Raw genomic sequence first — 19,572 nt, 5'->3', positions numbered from 1 at the left:
CTACCGAGCCTCCCGCGATCTTGCACTTGTCTCCCCCATTTGCCGGGAATGGAGGGCGACAACCGCAAGATCGCGGGGGTGGGGCTCAGCGACGGCCGACGCGGATGGCCAGGCGGTCCAGGTAGGTGATCTGCGCCGCGACCAGGACGAGAAGGAACAGCAGCATCATCGGCAACGGCAGCACCAGTGCCAGTGCGGCGTCGTCGGTGGCGATCCGCCGGTACAGCGCCTGCTGGGCGACCAGGCCGGCGGTCCAGCTGCCGGGCCCCTGACCGATCAGCCACGGCCAGAGCAGCTGCTGCGCGCTGATCAGCCACGACACCACCACGGCGAGCGGAAGCAACGGCAGCGCCGGAAGCAGGACCGTACGGGCGAACCCGCCGCCCGCCCGCCAGCGCGGCTCCAGGCCACGGAACAGCAACGTGAACGCGACCAGCGCGGGAATCGAGACCCAGCCGGGCGGGATCAGCCCGATCAGGGAGTCGATCTGGTCGAGATCGCGGGCGCGCAGGTAGTTGGCGATGGCCAGCGGACCGGTGCCGACGAAGAGCCACGGAGCGAAGAGCAGCAGCAGGATCTCGCTCCACCGGCCGAGCGGGCGGAGACCGCCGATCGCGAAGCCGCCGACGGCGGCCAGGGTGACCGAGACCACCGCGCCGATCAGCGGCGGGAACCAGGTGTTGACGAAGATCCCGCCGCTGGTGGCACCCATCGGCAACTCGCCGTCGCTGAAGGCGGCCCGCAGCCACGGGAACAGGACGGCGTAGGCGGTCACCGCCAGGAAGCCGACCAACGCGACCACCAGCAGGACCAGGAAGAACGGGCGACCGGCACGCTCCGGTGGGATTCCGGACGGCGCCGGCGGGATTCCAGGGGACGCGGGCCGGTCGCGCCAGCCGTCCCACTCGATCCTCGCCCGGGTGATCAGCAACAGCCCGACGGTGGTCAGGCCCAGCACGCCGAGCACCGCGAGCAGGATGGTGGAGATCGCCGAACCTGGCCCCAGCTCCATCCGGATCAGGCTGTTCTGCATCGCGTCGAGCACCGGCGTCACCGTGCTGCGGGCCGGCCCGCCGCCGGTGAGCAGCGCCGGCACGGTGTAGGTCTGCAGGGCCGCCGCGACGACGCCGAGGGCGAGCACGGCGCCGGTGACCAGCATCGCCGGCCCCGGGCGACCACCGGCCCGCCGGCCGCGCAACGCACTCAGGAAGAACGTCGCGGCGACGCCGACGACCAGCCCGAACGACGTGATGCCGACGATCCAGATCAGGGTGAGCCAAGGGCTCTCGCTCAGCGCCCGCGGGTCGGACCGGTGCATCATCCAGAACACCAGGACGGCCACCGGGGCGTATCCGGCCAGGGGCAGGGCGAGCAGGCCCCGGGTGACCAGGCGGGCGGCCCGACCGGCGCGGTCGGCGACGACAGCCAGCAGCGGTGCGACCAGGAGTGCACACAGCAGCGGCACCAGCCCGAGCGCCAGCGCGAAGCTGAACGCCCCGAGGAACCCCATCTCGAGGATCCGCTCGTAGTTGGCGCCGCCGACCTGCTCGACGGTGCCGATCAGCGGATCCCGCTGGAAGCTCTTGACCAGTGTGGACACCGACGGCAGGACGTAGGACCACAGCAGGGCGAGGAGCGCGGGCAGCAGCAGGAGCAGCCCGACGACGGTACGGACGGGTCGGCTCGGACCGGCGGCCCGGCCCGGATCGGCGGCCCGGTTCAGATCGGCGGCCCGGCCCGGATCGGCGGACAGATGTGCCGGTGGGGCCGGGAACGGCTGCTCAGACGTCATGCGTCGACACCTCGACAGTCATGCCGCTGGATGCTAGCAACGCCCATCCAGTCGATGCCCTGGTCAGGACTTCGTCAGCAGGTCACCCGGGTCGGCCGCGGCGGCCGGGGCACCGGCCACCGGAGCGGCGGTCACCGGGACGGCGGGTGGGTCCAGGCGGTGTTCGAGCCGGCGTACGTCGCGGCTGGCCAGCATGCCGAGCACCGCGATCAGGACCAGCACGGCGGCCCCGAGCATGGTGACCCGGGTGCCGAGGGCCTCGGCCAGCGGACCGACCGCGACCTGACCGATCGGGATGGCCAGGAAGGAGCCGAGCATGTCGTAGGAGTAGACCCGGGCGAGTTTGTCGCCGGGCACGTGCTCCTGCATCGTCGTCTCCCAGGCGATGCCGAACTGCTCCATGGCGAGCCCGGTCAGGAACGCCGCGCCCACCAGCACGATCAGATACGGCGCCAGCGCCAGGCCGCCGAGCAGCAGGGCCGGGGCGGCCATGCAGGCCACCCCGAAGAACAGGAAACGGCGGATCCGCAGCCGCAGGGCGACCAGCGCACCGACGATCATGCCGACGGTCTGCGTGGCCAGCACCAGGCCCCACCCGGCCCGGCCGAAGCTGTCGTCGGCGATGACCGGCCCGAGCACGTTGACCCCACCGACGTAGGCGGCGTTGAGCAGGCAGAAGCCGAGCACCACCGCCCAGAGCCAGGTCCGCGAACTGAACTCGGTCCAGCCCTCACGCAGTTCGCGGAAGACGTTCGGGGCCGACCCGGTCCGCTCGGCGGCGCTGGCCCTGGGCACCCGGACCATCACGAAGAGCCCGGCCGCGACGGCGAAGGCGGCGGCGTCGACGGCCAGTCCCCACCCGGGACCGATGGCGGCGACGAGCAGACCGCCGAGCGAGGCGCCGAAGATGGCCGCGCTGGCGAACCCGAGCCGGTTGATCGCGTTGGCCTGCTGTCGGGACTCCTTCGGCACGATCTGGCCGATCACCGCGGCGGTGGCCGGCTGGGCCAGCGCGGCGGTGATCCCGTTGACCGCGGAGAGGCCGAGCAGCAGCGGGATCGTCGCGGTGCCGGTGAGCACGGCCGCCGCGATGGCGGCCTGGGTCCCGGCCGCGAGCAGGTTGGCGCCGACCATCACCAGGTGCCGGGGCAACCGGTCGGCGATCACCCCGCCGATCAGCAGGAACAGGACGTTGGCCAGGGACCGCGCGCCGACGACGAGCCCGAGGTCGCGGGCCGAACCGGTCAGGTCGAGCACGGCGAAGGCGAGCGCGATCGGGGCGACGGCGTTGCCGAGCACGCTGACCGTGCGGCCGGCGACCAGGTAGCGGAACGCCCGGTTGCGCAGCGGGGCGAACGTCTGTGACCAGTTCACGTGGACAGACCCTAGGGTTCGGCCGGACGCCGGGCGACCCCGTTCCCGTCGATCAAGGTCAGCGTTCGAGGATGGCGACCACTCCCTGGCCGCCGGCCGCGCAGATGGAGATCAGGCCGCGTCCGGAACCCTTCTCGGCGAGCAGCTTGGCCAGCGTGGCGACGATCCGGCCGCCGGTCGCGGCGAACGGGTGTCCGGCGGCCAGCGACGAACCGTTGACGTTGAGCCGATCCCGGTCGATCGCGCCGAGCGGGGCGTCGAGCCCGAGCCGGTCCTTGCAGAACTCCGGCGACTCCCAGGCGGCCAGGGTGGCCAGCACCTGCGACGCGAACGCCTCGTGGATCTCGTAGTAGTCGAAGTCCCGCAACGTCAGCCCGGCCCGGGCCAGCAGTCGCGGTACGGCGTACGCCGGGGCCATCAGCAGCCCCTCGTCGCCGTGCACGAAGTCGACGGCGGCCACCTCGGACGGTCCGAGATAGGCGAGCACCGGCAGCTTGTGCGCGGCGGCCCACTCCTCGGAGGCGAGCAGGACCGTCGACGCGCCGTCGGTCAGCGGCGACGAGTTGCCGGCGGTCATGGTGGCCCGGTCGGCGTCCGGCCCCCGGGTGCCGAAGACCGGCCTGAGCTTGCCGAGCTTCTCCAGCGAGGTGTCCGGCCGCAGGTTCTGGTCGCGGGTCAGCCCCTGGTAGGGCGTGACGAGATCGTCGAAGAAGCCCTTGTCGTACGCTGCCGCGAGCCGCTGGTGCGACTCCAGCGCGAGGGCGTCCTGCTCTGCCCGGCCGATGTCCCACCTGACGGCGGTGATCGTCGCGTGCTCGCCCATCGACAGTCCGGTGCGCGGCTCGGCGTTGCGCGGCAACTCGGGCCGGAACGGCTGGTGCGGGCGCAGCCGGCTGGCGGCCCGCAGCCGGGCGCCGAGGGTCCGCGCCGAGTTGATCTCCAGCAGGGTGCGCCGCATCTCCTCGTTGAGCTGCAAGGGGGCGTCGGAGGTGGTGTCGACGCCGCCGGCCACACCGACCTCGATCTGCCCGAGGGCGATCTTGTTGGCGACCAGGATCGCGGCCTCCAGTCCGGTGCCGCACGCCTGCTGGATGTCGTACGCCGGGGTGCGCGGGTCGAGCTTCGAGCCGAGCACCACCTCGCGGGTGAGGTTGAAGTCGCGGGCGTGCTTGAGCACCGCACCGGCGACGACCTCCCCGAGCCGCTGGCCGGCGAGCCCGAACCGGGCCACCAACCCGTCCAGGGCGGCGGTGAGCATGTCCTGGTTGGTGGCGGTCGCGTAGCGCCCGTTGGACCGGGCGAAGGGGATGCGGTTGCCACCGATCACCGCGACCCGCCGGATGGTCTGCACGATCCCGCCTCCTGCACGTTCTGGACTTGCCGCCAACCTACCCGCCAGTACGCTCTATTCGCATGAGCGACAGGTACGCGAGCTTCGCCAACTCGGGCCCCGGCAAGGCGCTGGTCAAGCGGCTCGGCCTGCCCGACCCGCCCCGGTTGCGCCGCTACCGCCCCGGCGATCCGCTGGTCACCGGACCGGTGGTGCTCGACGCCGCGCCGGGCGGGCGGCTGCGCGAACCGGTCGCCAAGCTGCTCACCGCCGCCGGTGTCGACGTACGCGACCCGGGCACGACCGCGCAGCCGGGCGGCCGTACGGACGCCGCCCTGGTCTACGACGCCACCGGCATCACCGACTCGACCGGCCTGCGCCGGCTCTACGACTTCTTCCACCCGCACGCCCGGGCGTTGAAGGGCTCGGGGCGGGTGATCGTGTTCGGCACCCCGCCGGACCTGTGTGCCACCCCGCGCGAGGCCACCGCCCAGCGCGCCCTGGAGGGCCTGACCCGCAGCATCGGCAAGGAGTTCGGCCGGGGCAGCACGGCCCAGCTCGTCTACGTCGCCCCCGGCGCCGAGACGGCGGTGGAGAGCACCGTCCGGTTCCTGCTCTCCGGGCGTTCCGCGTACGTCTCCGGCCAGGTGGTCCGGATCGGCACCGGTGGCGCCGGGACGGTGCCGGCCGACTGGGAACGGCCGCTGGACGGCAAGGTCGCCCTGGTCACCGGCGCGGCGCGGGGCATCGGTGCGGCCATCGCCCGGGTGCTGGCCCGCGACGGTGCCCATGTCGTGGCGCTCGACGTACCGGCGGCCGGTGACGCGCTCGCCGACGTCGCGAACTCGATCGGCGGCACCGCGTTGCAGCTCGACCTGACCGCCGCCGACGCGCCCGCCCGGCTCGCCGACCACCTCGCCGCCCGGCACGGCCGGGTCGACGTCGTCGTGCACAACGCCGGCATCACCCGGGACAAGACGCTCGGCCGGATGGACGCCGCCCGCTGGGACGCCGTACTCGACGTCAACCTGTCCAGTCAGGAGCGCATCAACGACGTACTGCTGGAACGTGATCTGCTGCCCGAGGGTGGCCGGCTGATCGGGGTGGCGTCGATCGCCGGGATCGCCGGCAACCGGGGGCAGACCAACTACGCGACCTCGAAGGCCGGGGTGATCGGGCTGGTCGAGTCGATGGCGCCGGTCCTGGCCGAGCGGGGCGTGACCGTCAACGCCGTCGCTCCCGGCTTCATCGAGACGAAGATGACCGCGAAGATGCCGCTGGCGCTGCGCGAGGCCGGGCGGCGGATGAACAGCATGGCCCAGGGCGGCCTGCCGGTCGACGTGGCCGAGACGATCGCCTGGTACGCCTCGCCGGGCTCGGGCGGGGTGACCGGCAACGTGGTCCGGGTCTGCGGCCAGAGCCTGCTGGGGGCGTGATGAGCGAGGACCCGACGACCGACCCCGCCGACGGCACCCCCGGTACGAAGGACGGCGCGCCCCGGCCCGCCGGCACGCTGGTGCTGACCAGTCCACCCGCCGTCGGCGCGCTCTACCGGCAGGCGGCGATCGGGCTGGTGCCCGGCCTCGGTGGCCGGCGCGGCGGCGACAGCCTGCCCGGGCTGGAGTTGCGGCTGCGCGGGGTCACCGTCGACCGCGGCCACCTGGCCGCGTACGACCGGGTGTGCGGGTTCCGGCTCACCGACACGCTGCCGGCCACCTATCCGCACGTCCTCGCCTTTCCCCTGGCGATGCGGCTGATGTCGGCGCCGGACTTCCCGTTTCCGCTGGTCGGGCTCGTGCACGTGGCCAACCGGGTCACCGTCGAACGCCCGGTCGACGCGAACGAGCCACTCGACCTGTCGGTCCGGGCCGCCGACCTGCGGCCGCATCCACGGGGCCGGCAGTTCGACGTGCTCGCCACCGCGTCGGTCGCCGGCGAGGTGGTGTGGCGCGGCGTGTCGACGTACCTGCGGCGGGAGCGCACCACCGGCGACCGGGACGGGCGCGACCCGGGTGACCGTCCCGCGCCGCCGGCCGCTTCCGGCCGCTTCCGGGTCGAGCCCCGGGTGGGTACGGAGTACGCGCGGGTGTCCGGCGACCACAACCCGATCCACACGTCCCGGATCGGGGCGCGGCTGTTCGGTTTCGCCCGCCCGATCGCGCACGGCATGTGGAGCAAGGCCCGCTGCCTGGCCGCGTTGGAGGGCCGGCTGCCGGACGCCTACACCGTGGAGGCGGCCTTCAAGCTGCCGATCCTGCTGCCGGCGACGGTCGCCTTCAGCGCCAGTCCGGCCTGGAGTTTCGCCCTGCACGACGCGCGGTCGGGCCGGCCGCACCTGACCGGTACCGTCACTCCCGAATAACCGGCCGTCGGCGGGCATGGCCGGCTTGCCGCCGTCCCTGCTCCTGCATAAGGTTACTTGTCAGTAAGTTTCTCGACCGGCGGAAGGTATCAGCGATGACCGACTTCGACCCGGCCACGTTCGCCTCGGTAGAGCCCCAGGAGTTCGCCAGGCTCGTCAAGGCCACCCCGGACGCGCAGATCGCGCAGGTGATGCAGAGCGACGTACGTGGCAAGGTCCTCGACGAGGTGTTCAACCGGATGCCTTCGCTCTTCCGCGCCGACAAGGGCGCCAACACCAACACGGTGCTGCACTGGGCCATCACCGGCGCCCCGGACGGCGGCTCCGACACGTACGAGGTCGTGATCGAGAACGGTACCTGCACCACCGCGAAGCCGCCGCAGCGCGAGCCGAAGCTGACCCTGACCGTCGGCCCGGTCGAGTTCCTGAAGATCATCTCGGGCAGCGCCAACCCGGTCATGCTCTTCATGACCGGCAAGGTGAAGGCGAAGGGCGACATGGCGCTGGCCGCCAGCATCCCGAACCTCTTCGACATCCCGAAGGCGTAGCCGGGCGCAGCGGTCGGGTCGGCGCCGGTGGCGCCGACCCGGTCGTCGTTCAGCTCTGCGGCACCCGCAACGAGACGTTGATGGTCTTCGACCGCTGCGGGCCGTCGCCGATCGTGTGGATCGTGTAGGTGTGCGTCTCGGTGTTGCCCTTGTCCGCGCACGAGAACGAGAACTCCTGCGAACCCTCGTTGCCGTGGTAGGTGCCGTAGCTGCCCACCATGCCGGGGTTGTCGGCCGACAGCGCGACCGCCGTCGCGCCGGTGGTCTTCCACCCGACGATCAGCGACCGGCCCGGGTCGGTGCCGCTCGGACAGGTCGGCTTCTGGACGACCTTGAAATAGACGATCGACGTGCCGCCGGCCGGCGGCTTCGTCGGGTGCCCGCCGCCCTGGGTCGGGTGGCCGCCCCCCGGAGCGCCCTTGGTCGGCAGGCCGCCGGGCAACCCGCCGGGTAGCCCGGCCGGCGTGGCGCTGACCACGGGCGAGGCTTCACCGGTCGGCTGGGCCGGGGCGGTCGACTCGACCGGCGCGGCGCTTGGAGTGCCGCCCGGCGCCGGAGTCACCTGCACACTGCAGCCGGTGGCCAGCAGGGCGAGCGCACCCCCGGCGAAGACGAGTGCGGCCCGGCCGGTGACGGACCCGGTCACCCGGCGGGTCGTGGTGGACAGCTTCATGATTCGCTCCTAGCGGGAATCACCCCGGCCGCACGACCGGTGATGTGTTCCACGCTAGGAACGCAGCGACATCCGCGAATCCCGCTTTCGTGCCGGCAGCGTCAGCCGGGCAGCGTCACCCGGCCCTCGGCGGCGGCGAGCGCGATGTCGCCGCGGTGGTGCGAGCCGTCCAGCCGTACGCCGTCGACCAGGGCGTACGCGGTCTCCCGGGCGGCGGCCAGGTCGGCGCCGGTCGCCGTGGCGCAGAGCACCCGGCCGCCGGCCGACAGCAGTGCGCCGTCGTCGGCCCGGCGGGTGCCGGCGTGGATGATGCCCGGCCGGTCGGCACCGGTGATCACGTCTCCGGTGCGCGGCGCCGCCGGGTAGCCGTCCGACGCGACGACCACGGTCACCCCGGCGCCGGGGCGCCAGCGCAGCGGCGGGTGCCCGGCCAGCGTGCCGGTCGCCGCCGCGTGCAGCAGGCCGGCCAGCGGCGTCTCCAGCAGGGCGAGGACCACCTGCGTCTCCGGGTCGCCGAAGCGGGCGTTGAACTCGATCACCCGGGGACCGTCGGCGGTGATCGCCAGGCCGACGTAGAGCAGGCCGGCGAACGGGTTCCCGGCCCGGCGCAGCTCCGCCAGCGTCGGGTGCACCACCTGGGCCATCACCTCATCGACGAGGCCAGGGGGCGCCCACGGCAGCGGCGCGTACGCCCCCATCCCCCCGGTGTTCGGCCCGGTGTCACCGTCGCCGACCCGCTTGAAGTCCTGGGCCGGCAGCAACGGCACCGCCGCCTCGCCGTCGGTGACCACGAAGAGCGAGACCTCGGGGCCGGACAGGTACTCCTCGATCACCACTCGGCCGCACTCGGCGGCGTGCCGCAGCGCGGCCTCCCGGTCGTCGGTGACCACGACCCCCTTGCCGGCGGCAAGGCCGTCGTCCTTCACCACGTACGGGGCACCGAAGTCGTCGAGCGCCCGAGCCGCCGCGTCCGGGTCGGTGCAGGTGTGGGCGCGGGCGGTCGGCACCCCGGCCGCCGCCATGATCTCCTTCGCGTACGTCTTCGAGCCCTCCAGCCGCGCGGCGGCGGCGGACGGGCCGAACACGGCGACCCCCTTGGCGCGTACGGCGTCGGCGACCCCGGCCACCAGCGGCGCCTCCGGGCCGATCACCACCAGGTCGGCGTTGGTCTCGACGGCGAGCGCCGCGACCGCGTCGGGATCGGTCGGGGTGACCGTCCGCAACTCGGCGACCTCGGCGATACCCGGGTTGCCGGGTGCGGCGATCAGGTGGTCGACGGACGGGTCGGCGGCGAGCCCGAGCGCGAGGGCGTGCTCACGCCCGCCACCACCGATGAGAAGTACGCGCACTGTTTTCCTTGGGGGAAGAGTGGGATTTCCTTGGGGGAAGAGTGGGAACGGAGGCCCTACGGCAGCAGCGGGTGGCGGACGACGTTCTCTTCACGGCCGGGGCCGACCCCGACCACGGACACCTTCGTGCCGCAGAGTTCCTCGATCCGGGCGATGTAGCGGCGGGCGTTCTCCGGCAGGTCCGCCTCGGTGCGGGCCTTGGAAATGTCCTCCCACCAGCCGTCGTGCTCCTCGTAGACGGGCACGGCGTGGTGGAAGTCGGTCTGCGTCATCGGCATGTCGTCGAACCGCTCGCCGTTGATCTCGTAGCCGACGCAGATCGGCACCTTCTCCAGGCCGGTCAGCACGTCGAGCTTGGTCACCACCAGGTCGGTGATGCCGTTGAGGCGGGTGGCGTAGCGGGCCACCACCGCGTCGAACCAGCCGCACCGGCGCTCGCGACCGGTGGTGGTGCCGTACTCGGCACCGATCTTGCGCAGGTGTACGCCGTTGTCGTCGAACAGTTCGGTCGGGAACGGCCCCGACCCGACCCGCGTGGTGTACGCCTTCGTCACGCCGATGACCTTGGAGATGGCGGTCGGCGGAATCCCGGCGCCGACACACGCCCCGCCGGCGGTCGGGTTGGACGACGTCACGAAGGGATAGGTGCCGTGGTCCATGTCGAGCATGGTCGCCTGGGCGCCCTCCATCAGCACGGTCTCGCCCCGGTCGAGGGCGTCCCAGAGCATCGTGCGGGTCTCCGCGATGTACGGCCGCAGCCGCTCGGCGTACTCCAGGTATTCCTCGGCGACCGCGTCGGCCTCCAGGCCCTTGCGGTTGTAGACCTTGAACAGGATCTGGTTCTTCTCCCGCAGCACCAGGTCCAGCTTCTTGCGCAGGATGCCCGGGTCGAGCAGGTCCTGCAGCCGGATGCCCATCCGGGCGACCTTGTCGCCGTACGCCGGGCCGATGCCCCGGCCGGTGGTGCCGATCCGCGACGAGCCGAGGTAGCGCTCGACCACCCGGTCCATCGCCCGGTGGTGCGGCATGATCAGGTGCGCGTCGCCGGAGATCCGCAGTCGGGACACGTCGACGCCGCGCTCGGCGAGGCCGTCGATCTCGGCGAGCAGCACTTTCGGGTCGACCACGACACCGTTGCCGATGACGATCATCGCGTTGGGTGACAGTGCCCCGGAGGGCATCAGGTGCAGGGCGTACTTCTGGCCGTCGGGGGTGATCACCGTGTGGCCGGCGTTGTTGCCGCCCGAGTAGCGCACCACGTAGTCGACCCGCTCGCCCAGCAGGTCGGTAACCTTGCCCTTGCCCTCGTCGCCCCACTGAGCGCCGATGAGCACGATCGCTGGCATCTAAATCCCGCCTCCGAAGGGCTCGGGTGCCAGGTGGCGACCGCGTGGCGAGCCCGAGGTGTCAGGCTAACAAGAAGTTACGGTACGGCCGGCAAAGGGCTGTATCTCGAGGCAGGAGGCCATCGGCGTGTACGACGTGGTGTTGCTCACGCTCGGCTCCGCCGACGACGGCGGGGCGGGTTGCGGCACCGGCGGCGGCTGTTGCGGCGGCGCGTCCGGACCGGCCGGCGACGAGTGCGCCGAGACACCCCGCGTACCGGTGCTGAACTGCGCGGACGCGCTCACCTCGGCCGGCGCCCGGGTGACGACGGTGACCGCGCACTCCGACGCCGAGATCGACTCGGTTTTGGCCCGGCTCGACGGCCCGGCCCGGCCGGACGGCCTCGACTGGCCCGACGAGGACGCGAAGACCCGGCTGGTGGTGGCTACGGCCAGCGACGGGCAGTTACGCGCCGTGATACGCCGGATGGTCCGGCGGTACGCCCCACCGCCCAGTCGCCGGCCCGCCGATCTCGCCGCCAACCGCACCCTGCCGGACCTGCCGGCGATCGGCATCCTGCCGCTCGACCCGGCCCGGGGCGCCGACCAGCGCGACCTGGCGGCCCAGCTCGGCCTGCCCCGCGACCCGGCGGCGGTCGCCGCGGCCGTGCTCGGCGACCGGGTCCGCCGCCTCGACCTGCTCCGCAACGACGGCGGTTCGGTCACTCTCGACGGTGCCCTGCTCGGTGGGGCCGACGAGGCCGGCCGGCCGCTGGCCTGGCGGGGCCGGGTCGAGGTCGACGACACGGTGCTCAGCAACGGCGACGAACCGTTGCTCGCCTGCGCGATCGGCAACGCCGGCGGCTACGCCGCACTGTCCGACGTGACCCTGCTGGCCCACGCCGACCCGGCCGACGGCCTGGTCGAGGTCGCGGTGGCGGTCCCGGTGACCGTCCGGTCACGGTGGCGCAGATCACGGGTACGCCTCGAGGTACGCCGCGCCCGGGGGCGGGCGACCGCGGTCGTTCCGCGCGACGGTGAGGTGCCGTACCTCGACGACGGGGTGGCCGGCGAACTGGGCCGGAAGCGGTCCTGGTGGACCGAGCCGGGTGCCTGGGCCGTCTACCCCGGTTGATGTCGGCGGCGGGTGCGATCTGGCCGGCTTACCTATCCTCGTAGGGACGAGGGGAGGCCGCCGTGGCGAACGATCATGCAGACCGGCTGTACGTGCCGGGCGCGAGCGAGCCGAGGTGGACCGGTCCGGAGCCTCCGCCGGGGCCCGCCGGGACCGGCCCGACCTGGTCCGAGGAGCCGTACTGGCCGCCGGAGGAGCCCGACGGGGAGGTACCGGAGAGCGGGCCGGTGCACGGCCGCCCGCACGCGGTGGCGTCGCGGACCCAGCTGGTCCCGATCCTCGGCGACCGGCGCGACCAGGCGCCCCGGCCGGCCGGAAGCCCCGAGCCGCCCGAAGGCCCGGGGGCGTCCTCCCTCGACCAGCCGGTCCCGCTCGACGGTCCGCCCGGACCGGATGCCGGCCTGACGCAGCCACCGGGTCCGGCGCCCACCGCACAGCCCGAACCGGGCCCCGCCCCGACGGGGCAGCCCGATCCGGCGGCCCGGCCCGAGCCACCGGCGCGCCCCGAGCCACCGGCGCGGCCGGCCTGGGCCGCCGCCCCGGCGTGGGGTGCGCCGCCGCCACCGGATCAGCAGCCGACCCCGGTGCCACCGCAACCCCCGGTGCCGGCGCAGCCCGGGCCGCCGCCGGGGCCACGCCCGGTCTCGCCCTGGTCGTACGGGCCGACAGCCCAACCCGGCGCGCCGACCTGGCAGGAGCGACCCGGCCCAGCGCCGGGTCCGGCAGCGCCCAGCGCGATGCCCTCCGGCCCGATGACTTCCGGTGTGACGCCCTCCGGTCCCGAGCTCTCCGGCCCGGCGCCTTCCGGCCCGGCCGCGCCCGGGGTGGACGCGCCCCCGCACAAGGCGACCGGAATCCACCAGATGCCGCTCCGCGACGTGCCCCCGGCGGTCGACCCCGACGAGCCCGACCGTCCCGAGCCTCGTCCCGCCGGCCCGCCGCCGGACGGCATCTACCCCGCCCCGACCAGCGTCCCTCCCGGTGCCGGGCACCATTCCGGCAGCGCGGGCCATCCCGATGCCGGGGGCCATCCCGGTGTCGTGGGCCATCCCGGTGTCGTGGGCCATTCCGGGGTTCCCCGTTCGGCACCGCCGGCCGCGGAACACGGCGGGCAGCCCGGCCCGGGCGCACCCACCGGGCCGGCCGCCCCACCGCCCACCGGACCCGCTGCCCCGCCGTACGGCCATCCGGGTTCCGTCTACACCCCCGGCGTGCCGCCGGGCCGGCCCGGCCCCGCGCTGCCACCGCCCGGTCACCCGGCCGCCGGCCACCCCGCCCCCGGTCACCCCGCGCCCGGTCAGCCCGCACCCGGTCACCCGGCGCCCGTTCAGCCCGCACCCGGTGCGCCGGGCGGGCCGTATGGCGGGCCCCCGAGTCCCGGCCGGCCGCCAACGGTCATCCCGACCGCCGAGGAGTTCGCCCGGCGGCGGGCGGTCCGGCCACCCGACCCGGTCGCCACGATGGGGGTCCGGGCGGCGGTCAACAAGACCACGCTCGGGCTGGTCAAGATGCGCCCCGGCCGCTACGAGCAGGAGATCAAGCACGACATCGAGATGGTCCGCCGCAACTTCGGCGGGCTGCGTCAGGTCACCGTGGTCAACCCCAAGGGCGGTGCCGGCAAGACGGTGGCGATCCTGCTGCTCGCGATGACGTTCGGCCAGAAGCGCGGCGGATACGTGCTGGCCTGGGACAACAACGAGACGCAGGGCACCCTCGGCATGCGGGCACAGCAGGACTTCCACTCGCGTACGGTCCGTGACCTGCTGCGCGACCTCGACCAGTTCCGGGGCACGCACGGCCGGGTCGGCGACCTGTCGCAGTACGTCCGCGCGCAGGGCGAGGGCATGTTCGACGTGCTCGCCTCGGACGAGTCGGCGACCGCGGGCGAGATGCTGACCCGGATGGCGTTCGGCGACATCCGCGAGGTGGTCAGCCGGTTCTACAAGTTGATCTTCGTGGACACCGGCAACAACGTACGGGCGGAGAACTGGCAGGCCGCCATCGACGCCACCGACCAGCTCGTGGTGACCATGTCGGCCCGCAACGACTCGGCCGAACCGGCCGCCCGGATGCTCGACCACCTGGAGCAGACCGGCCGGCAGCGGCTGGTCCGCCAGGCGATCACCGTCGTGTCGATGCCACCGTCACGCAAGGAGATCGACCTGCCGGCGATCGAGCGCCACTTCTCGGCGCGTACCCGGGCGGTGCTGTTGGCGCCGTACGAGCGGCTCATCGACAGTGGCGAGCCGGTCCGTTACGGGCAGTTGTCGACGGCCACCCGCGACGCCTGGTTGAAGATCGCCGCGGCGGTGGCCGTCGGGTTGTGACGGGCTGGCGGCGGCTCAGGAACTCGCGAGCGCGTCGCCGGCCGCCGGGTCGCAGTCGCGCAGGAACTGGGCGCACCGGGCCGCCTCGTCGGATTCGCCGATCTGGCCGGCGGCCTTCGACAGCACGTGCAGGCTGCGCAGGAAGCCGCGGTTGGGCGAGTGCGACCACGGCACGGGGCCGTGGCCCTTCCAGCCGCTGCGGCGCAATTGGTCGAGGCCCCGGTGGTAGCCGGTACGGGCGTAGGCGTACGCCGCGACGACCTGGTCGGCGTCGAACGCCCGGGCGCCGAGCGCGGCCCAGGCCCCGCTGTGGGTCGGGAAACGTGCGGCGACCGAGGCGTACGCCTCGTCGGTCTCCTCCTTCTCGGCGGCGGCGAGCGCCGCCTCGGCGTCGTCGTCGGCGGGCAGCAGGGTCGGCGGCGGCTCGGGCAAAAGGTTCTGCATGAACCCATTCAACCCGCCGCACCGGACCGGGCCGATCCAGGGGCGGGGTACGCGTCCGTCCCCGGTTGCCGGCACCGGGCAGGATGACGGGCGTGTCCACCCCACCGCCGATCGACGTCCTGCTCCCCCACGACAACTCGCCCGACGAGATCGAGTCGCGGGCCGAACTCGACCTGCACCTGCGGGCCGGCAGCCTCGCCGGCCTGACCGTCCAGGGGCTGCGGCTCGACGAGGAGCCGGTCCCCGACCTGGCCACGGTCGACCTGACCGACACCCTGTTCATCGGGTGCCGCTTCGCGTCCCGCGCCGTCGAGGCGGAGGTGGTGCTGCGCGGCGCCCACGTGGTCCCGCCGTTCCGGGCCCTGCCGTACGCGATCCACCCGTCCCGGCTCTACACCCCGCCGGACCTGGCCGCCGGCTTCGGCGCCGCCGGGTTCGCCGGCATGTACGACACCGCCGTCTACGAGCACTTCCGGGCGCACGGCGGGGCGCTGCCGGAGATCCGTGAGGCGCTGGCCCAGCGGCTGCACGACCACGCCATCGACAACGCCCTCGCCCACGTGACCGACGCCTGGCTGGCGACCCACGGCCCGGCCTCGGTGGTCGGGGTGATGGGTGGGCACGCGGTGCCCCGGGGTACGGCGACGTACCGGCTCGCCGCCGCGATCGGCTGGCGGCTGGCCCGCGCCGACCGGCTGGTCGTCACCGGTGGCGGCCCGGGGGTGATGGAGGCGGCGAACCTGGGCGCCTACCTCGCCACCCGGACGGCCGACGAACTGACCACCGCGATCGACCTGCTGGCCGGCGCACCGGACTTCCACGACCACGACCCGTACACGGCCGCGGCACTCGACGTACGTGAACGGTTCGGGCCGGCCGATCCGGACGACTGGGCCCGGTGCGGCGGGCTCGCCATCCCGACCTGGCTCTACGGTCACGAGCCGGCCAACCTGTTCGCCGGCCAGATCGCGAAGTACTTCTCCAACGCCATCCGCGAGGACACCATCCTGCGGCTGGCCCGGGGCGGGATCGTCTTCGCCGCCGGGCGGGCCGGCACCGTGCAGGAGGTCTTCCAGGCGGCGACGAAGACCTTCTACCGCACCGACGGCGACAGCGGGCCGTACGTCTTCCTCGACCGGGCGTTCTGGACCGAGACCCTGCCGGTCGAGGCGTTGCTGCGACCGCTGCTGGCGCTGTCACCCGACGGCGACCTGTCCAAGACCGTCCACCTGGCCGACGATGTCGACGACGTCGTACGGCTGCTGACAGCCTGACCGGCGGGTCGCCCCGGTGCCCGCGGTCCGCTTCAGGCGACCGAGACCCGGCGCCAGAAGCCGATCGGCAGGGCCACCTCGGGCGAGTCGGTCAGTCCGTTCTCGTCGAGTGCGTTGTGGACGGCCAGCCGGGCGCCGTCGAAGAGGAACTCGACGGCGTGCAGCACCCGGGGCCGCCAGGGCGACGGCATGATCCGTTCGATCACGTTCACCGCCAGCAGCCGGCGGCCCCGGGCACCGCGCAGCGCCTCGTGTCCGTCGGCCCGCCAGTCCAGGGTGACGCCGGGCCAGTCGAGCGGCATCGACATGTCGATCTGGTTCCAGGTGATCGCGCACTCGTCGAACTTGCGGTGGGTCACCTCGACGTTGACGTCGCCGAAGCCGAGGATCACCGGTCCGCCGGCGAACCAGGTCCGCTGGTCGACGTCCCACATCAGCCACGCCCCGACGAGCGGCCGCCCGACGAGCCGGCTGAACCGGGCCCGGTGGGCGGCGGCGAGGGTACGGGCACTGTGGGTCCACTGCGGCTCGTAGCCCTCGATGCCGAGCACGACCGACCTCCACCGTCCGGGGCAGGCCGGCGTGGGGCGTACGCCAACCTCCGAATCGGACAATTCTAGGCGGTAACCCGGGGTGACGGCGGATATGGCGACGGGCGCCACGAATTCGTGACGCCCGTCCGGTGACGCTGGAAGATCACTTGCTCAGCGAGGTGCCCGTCGAACGCAGGTGCTCGCACGCCTCGACGACCCGCTGCGCCAGGCCGGCCTCGGCCTCCTTGCCCCAGACCCGGGGGTCGTACATCTTCTTGTTGCCGACCTCGCCGTCCACCTTGAGCACGCCGTCGTAGTTGCGGTACATGTGGTCCGCGACCGGGCGGGTGAAGGCGTACTGGGTGTCGGTGTCGATGTTCATCTTGACCACGCCGTAGTCGAGCGCCTCGCGGATCTCCGACAGCAGCGAGCCGGATCCGCCGTGGAAGACCAGGCTGAGCGGCTTCTCCTTGCCGTACTTGGCGCCGACCGCGTCCTGGATCTCCTTGAGGATCTCCGGGCGGAGCTTGACGTTGCCGGGCTTGTAGACGCCGTGCACGTTGCCGAACGTCAGGGCCGCCATGTAGCGGCCCTTCTCGCCCAGCCCGAGCCGGTCGACCATCGCCATGCCGTCACTGACCGTGGTGTAGAGCTTGTTGTCGATGGCGCCGACGACGCCGTCCTCCTCGCCCCCGACGACGCCGACCTCGATCTCCAGCACGATCTTGGCGGCGGCGGCCTCGGCGAGCAGTTCCTCGGCGATCTGGAGGTTCTCCTCCAGCAGCACCGCCGAGCCGTCCCACATGTGCGACTGGAACAGCGGCTCGCCGCCCTTGGCGACCCGCTCCTTCGAGATGGCGAGCAGCGGGCGGACGAACCCGTCGAGCTTGTTCTTCGGGCAGTGGTCGGTGTGCAGCGCGATGTTCACCGAGTACTTCTTCGCCACCTCGTGCGCGTACGCCGCGAACGCCACCGAGCCGGTGACCATGTCCTTCACGGTCGGGCCGGACAGGTATTCGGCGCCACCGGTCGACACCTGGATGATGCCGTCGCTGCCCGCGTCGGCGAAGCCGCGCAGGGCCGCGTTGAGGGTCTGCGAGGACGTCACGTTGATCGCGGGGTAGGCGAACGCGCCGGCCTTGGCGCGGTCGAGCATCTCGGCGTAGACCTCGGGGGAAGCGATGGGCATGACAAATGCTCCTTACTGACCGCTCACGGCCACGGGCCGCAGTGTCCTGGGTGTGTGCGCCGGACCGCGCTGTCCTCCGCCGGCAGTATCCCGTAGTTGCTTCGCGGGCCGAGAATCGGCCCCGGCCACCTCAGGCCCTGGTGCCCTCCCACCGGTCGGGCACCGCGAGGCTGATCGCCCAGCCGACGATGGCCATCACGATCGCGCCCCAGAACGCCGGCCAGAAGCCGTCCACGTGGAACGGAAGGTTGAGCGCGCTGGCGAGCCAGTCGGTCAGCAGGAACAACAGGGCGTTGACGACAAGGGCGATCAGACCGAGGGTCAGGATGTAGAAGATGCAGCCGACCACCTTGACGATCGGCTTGATCACCGCGTTGACGATGCCGAAGATCAACGCGACCGCCAACAGTGTCAGCACGTTACGGCCGGCCGACCCGCCGGTCACGTCGATCCCTGGCACCACGAGTGTGGTCACCCACAGCGCGACGGCGTTGACCACCAATCGGATCAGAATCCCCACGGTCCCATCGTGTCACCGCAGGACCAGTCGTGACACGGAAATGGATGACTCGTTTAGCGACGGCGCCCGGCGGGCACGGATGTCAACCCGTACGGTGAGTTCAGCACCGCGAACCGCGAGGAGGCGGCGATGACCAGGCCAGACGAGGACTTCGCACCCGGCGACCACCTTGCTCCCGACGAGCGCGACCCGGAAACGCCGCAGGCCGACGCCGTCGAGCAGGCGACCGTCGCCGATCCGGCCGAGGACGAACCCGAGATGCACCGCGGCCTGGAAGTCACCGAATGGGACGCGGCCGAACAGTCCCGCATAGTCAACCTCGACGAGGACTACCGCTAGCCCCCTTGGGGGTTTCCCGTTGATCAAGGACTAGTCGTGGGCAGGAACGGACGAAAGACCCACGATTACTCCTCGATCAACGCGTAGGGCAGGGTGGGCGTGCCCGGCGGCGGCGGACCGCCGGTTATCCACAGGGCACCCCGTTGTCCACAGGTTCTGGGTACGGGGTGGCGGGCCGGGTCCGGCGATCGCCACGCTCTCGGGCATGACGACCTGGCGGTACGCCGATCTGCTCGCGCGCGGCCTCAGCCCGAACCAGATCCAGGACCGGGTACGCGCCGGCGCCCTGCACCGGATCTCGCGGGGGACATACGTGTCCGGCGGCCCGCCGTCCTTCACCGACCGCCTGCACGCGGTTCGGCAGGTGCTGCCACCCGACACCGTCTTCGGGTTCCACACCGCCGCCCGGTTGTACGGCTTCGGTGTCGTGCCGACCGACCGGATCCACGTCGTCAGCCCGACCGGTCGTCCGATCCCCCAGATCAACGGCGTCGTCGGCCACCAGGCCGTGTTGCCCCTGATCCCGGTCGAGCTGGCCGGACTGCCCTGCGCGGCACCCGAACGAGTGGTCGTCGACCTGGCCCGGACCTGTTCCCGGATCGACGCACTCGCCGTGGTCGACGCCGCGTTACGGGCGCAGGCCAGCACCCCGTCCGCCCTCGCCACCGAGGTGACGCGGCACGACGGTCTGCGCGGCGTACGGCAGGCCCGTGAGGTCGTACCGCTCGGTGATCCACGCCCGGAGTGCCGGCAGGAGAGCCAACTCCGGATGATTCTTCTCGACGGCGGCCTCCCGGCACCCGAACCGCAACTGTGGGTCTTCGACGCCTGGGACGATCCACGGTTCCGGCTCGACCTCGGCTATCGGCGCCAGCGGGTCGGAGCCGAATACGACGGGCGGTCGCACACCGACCGGGAACGGATGCGGCTGGACCGGCGGCGGCACAACTGGCTGGCCGAGCACGGCTGGAGCATGCGCTACTTCACCGACGTCGACATCTACCGGCAGCCCGCACAGGTCGTGGCCACGATGCGAGCCGCACTCGCCGGATAGCACC

18 protein-coding genes are annotated in these 19,572 nt (G+C 72.7%); 8 read left to right on the top strand and 10 right to left on the bottom strand.

The annotated features are described in order from the left end of the window. Positions 1-85: 85 nt before the first annotated feature. The 3 genes from AB0I42_RS29300 to AB0I42_RS29290 all read right to left on the bottom strand — a co-directional run bounded on the left by AB0I42_RS29300 (position 86) and on the right by AB0I42_RS29290 (position 4,517). The gene (locus AB0I42_RS29300) at positions 86-1,792 is read right to left on the bottom strand and encodes a sugar ABC transporter permease (protein ID WP_357542233.1); all 1,707 of its coding nucleotides are present in this window, start codon (positions 1,790-1,792) and stop codon (positions 86-88) included. A 63-nt stretch (positions 1,793-1,855) separates the two neighbouring features. Beyond that, the gene (locus tag AB0I42_RS29295) at positions 1,856-3,166 is read right to left on the bottom strand and encodes an MFS transporter (protein WP_357542231.1); all 1,311 of its coding nucleotides are present in this window, start codon (positions 3,164-3,166) and stop codon (positions 1,856-1,858) included. Positions 3,167-3,224: 58 nt separating this feature from the next. Then, the gene (locus AB0I42_RS29290; RefSeq protein WP_357542229.1) at positions 3,225-4,517 is read right to left on the bottom strand and encodes an acetyl-CoA C-acetyltransferase; all 1,293 of its coding nucleotides are present in this window, start codon (positions 4,515-4,517) and stop codon (positions 3,225-3,227) included. Positions 4,518-4,579: 62 nt separating this feature from the next. Between AB0I42_RS29290 and AB0I42_RS29285 the strand changes: the two genes are divergently transcribed. From AB0I42_RS29285 to AB0I42_RS29275, 3 genes are all read left to right on the top strand, one after another. Further along, positions 4,580-5,932, top strand: a complete 1,353-nt coding sequence (locus AB0I42_RS29285) for a 3-oxoacyl-ACP reductase (RefSeq protein ID WP_357542227.1) — start codon at positions 4,580-4,582, stop codon at positions 5,930-5,932. After that, the gene (locus tag AB0I42_RS29280) at positions 5,932-6,858 is read left to right on the top strand and encodes a MaoC/PaaZ C-terminal domain-containing protein (protein WP_357542225.1); all 927 of its coding nucleotides are present in this window, start codon (positions 5,932-5,934) and stop codon (positions 6,856-6,858) included. Before AB0I42_RS29285 ends, AB0I42_RS29280 begins: the two co-directional genes overlap by 1 nt. A gap of 95 nt (positions 6,859-6,953) precedes the next feature. Further along, on the top strand, positions 6,954-7,406 hold the full coding sequence (locus AB0I42_RS29275) for an SCP2 sterol-binding domain-containing protein (RefSeq protein WP_357542223.1): 453 nt from the start codon (positions 6,954-6,956) through the stop codon (positions 7,404-7,406). A 49-nt stretch (positions 7,407-7,455) separates the two neighbouring features. On the opposite strand, the gene AB0I42_RS29270 is transcribed toward AB0I42_RS29275, so the two are convergent. The 3 genes from AB0I42_RS29270 to AB0I42_RS29260 all read right to left on the bottom strand — a co-directional run bounded on the left by AB0I42_RS29270 (position 7,456) and on the right by AB0I42_RS29260 (position 10,774). Next, entirely contained in the window at positions 7,456-8,079 is a 624-nt protein-coding gene (locus tag AB0I42_RS29270) for a hypothetical protein (RefSeq protein WP_357542221.1), read from the bottom strand. A 101-nt stretch (positions 8,080-8,180) separates the two neighbouring features. Continuing rightward, positions 8,181-9,428 (bottom strand): phosphoribosylamine--glycine ligase, encoded by a 1,248-nt coding sequence (gene purD / locus AB0I42_RS29265; RefSeq protein WP_357542219.1) that lies wholly within the window; start codon positions 9,426-9,428, stop codon positions 8,181-8,183. A 56-nt stretch (positions 9,429-9,484) separates the two neighbouring features. Then, positions 9,485-10,774 carry an adenylosuccinate synthase gene (locus tag AB0I42_RS29260; protein WP_357542217.1) on the bottom strand — a complete coding sequence of 430 codons (1,290 nt, stop codon included), beginning with the start codon at positions 10,772-10,774 and terminating at the stop codon, positions 9,485-9,487. A 127-nt stretch (positions 10,775-10,901) separates the two neighbouring features. Here AB0I42_RS29260 and AB0I42_RS29255 point away from each other — a divergent pair, with 127 nt between their 5' ends. Both AB0I42_RS29255 and AB0I42_RS29250 read left to right on the top strand, forming a co-directional pair. Further along, the gene (locus AB0I42_RS29255) at positions 10,902-11,888 is read left to right on the top strand and encodes a hypothetical protein (RefSeq protein ID WP_357542215.1); all 987 of its coding nucleotides are present in this window, start codon (positions 10,902-10,904) and stop codon (positions 11,886-11,888) included. Positions 11,889-11,950: 62 nt separating this feature from the next. Then, on the top strand, positions 11,951-14,215 hold the full coding sequence (locus AB0I42_RS29250; RefSeq protein WP_357542213.1) for a chromosome partitioning protein: 2,265 nt from the start codon (positions 11,951-11,953) through the stop codon (positions 14,213-14,215). A gap of 15 nt (positions 14,216-14,230) precedes the next feature. Here AB0I42_RS29250 and AB0I42_RS29245 read toward each other — a convergent pair whose 3' ends face one another. Next, positions 14,231-14,659 carry a DUF3151 domain-containing protein gene (locus AB0I42_RS29245; RefSeq protein WP_357542211.1) on the bottom strand — a complete coding sequence of 143 codons (429 nt, stop codon included), beginning with the start codon at positions 14,657-14,659 and terminating at the stop codon, positions 14,231-14,233. Positions 14,660-14,742: 83 nt separating this feature from the next. Here AB0I42_RS29245 and AB0I42_RS29240 point away from each other — a divergent pair, with 83 nt between their 5' ends. After that, on the top strand, positions 14,743-15,933 hold the full coding sequence (locus AB0I42_RS29240) for a hypothetical protein (protein ID WP_357542209.1): 1,191 nt from the start codon (positions 14,743-14,745) through the stop codon (positions 15,931-15,933). A 32-nt stretch (positions 15,934-15,965) separates the two neighbouring features. Here the strand turns inward: AB0I42_RS29240 and AB0I42_RS29235 are convergent, their stop codons facing one another. The 3 genes from AB0I42_RS29235 to AB0I42_RS29225 all read right to left on the bottom strand — a co-directional run bounded on the left by AB0I42_RS29235 (position 15,966) and on the right by AB0I42_RS29225 (position 18,175). Continuing rightward, positions 15,966-16,484 (bottom strand): hypothetical protein, encoded by a 519-nt coding sequence (locus tag AB0I42_RS29235; RefSeq protein ID WP_357542207.1) that lies wholly within the window; start codon positions 16,482-16,484, stop codon positions 15,966-15,968. 145 nt (positions 16,485-16,629) lie between these two features. After that, entirely contained in the window at positions 16,630-17,655 is a 1,026-nt protein-coding gene (fbaA, locus tag AB0I42_RS29230; protein ID WP_357542205.1) for a class II fructose-bisphosphate aldolase, read from the bottom strand. Between the two features lie 130 nt (positions 17,656-17,785). After that, the gene (locus AB0I42_RS29225) at positions 17,786-18,175 is read right to left on the bottom strand and encodes a phage holin family protein (protein ID WP_357542203.1); all 390 of its coding nucleotides are present in this window, start codon (positions 18,173-18,175) and stop codon (positions 17,786-17,788) included. 129 nt (positions 18,176-18,304) lie between these two features. Here AB0I42_RS29225 and AB0I42_RS29220 point away from each other — a divergent pair, with 129 nt between their 5' ends. Continuing rightward, entirely contained in the window at positions 18,305-18,514 is a 210-nt protein-coding gene (locus AB0I42_RS29220) for a hypothetical protein (protein ID WP_357542201.1), read from the top strand. Positions 18,515-18,719: 205 nt separating this feature from the next. Beyond that, complete coding sequence (locus AB0I42_RS29215; RefSeq protein ID WP_357542199.1) at positions 18,720-19,568, top strand: type IV toxin-antitoxin system AbiEi family antitoxin domain-containing protein; 849 nt, start codon at positions 18,720-18,722, stop codon at positions 19,566-19,568. The last annotated feature ends 4 nt before the right edge of the window (positions 19,569-19,572 follow it).

This window comes from Polymorphospora sp. NPDC050346 (genome assembly GCF_040655695.1).
In the GTDB taxonomy this organism is placed as follows: Bacteria; Actinomycetota; Actinomycetes; order Mycobacteriales; family Micromonosporaceae; genus Polymorphospora; species Polymorphospora lycopeni.
This window is presented reverse-complemented; position numbering and strand designations above follow the sequence as displayed.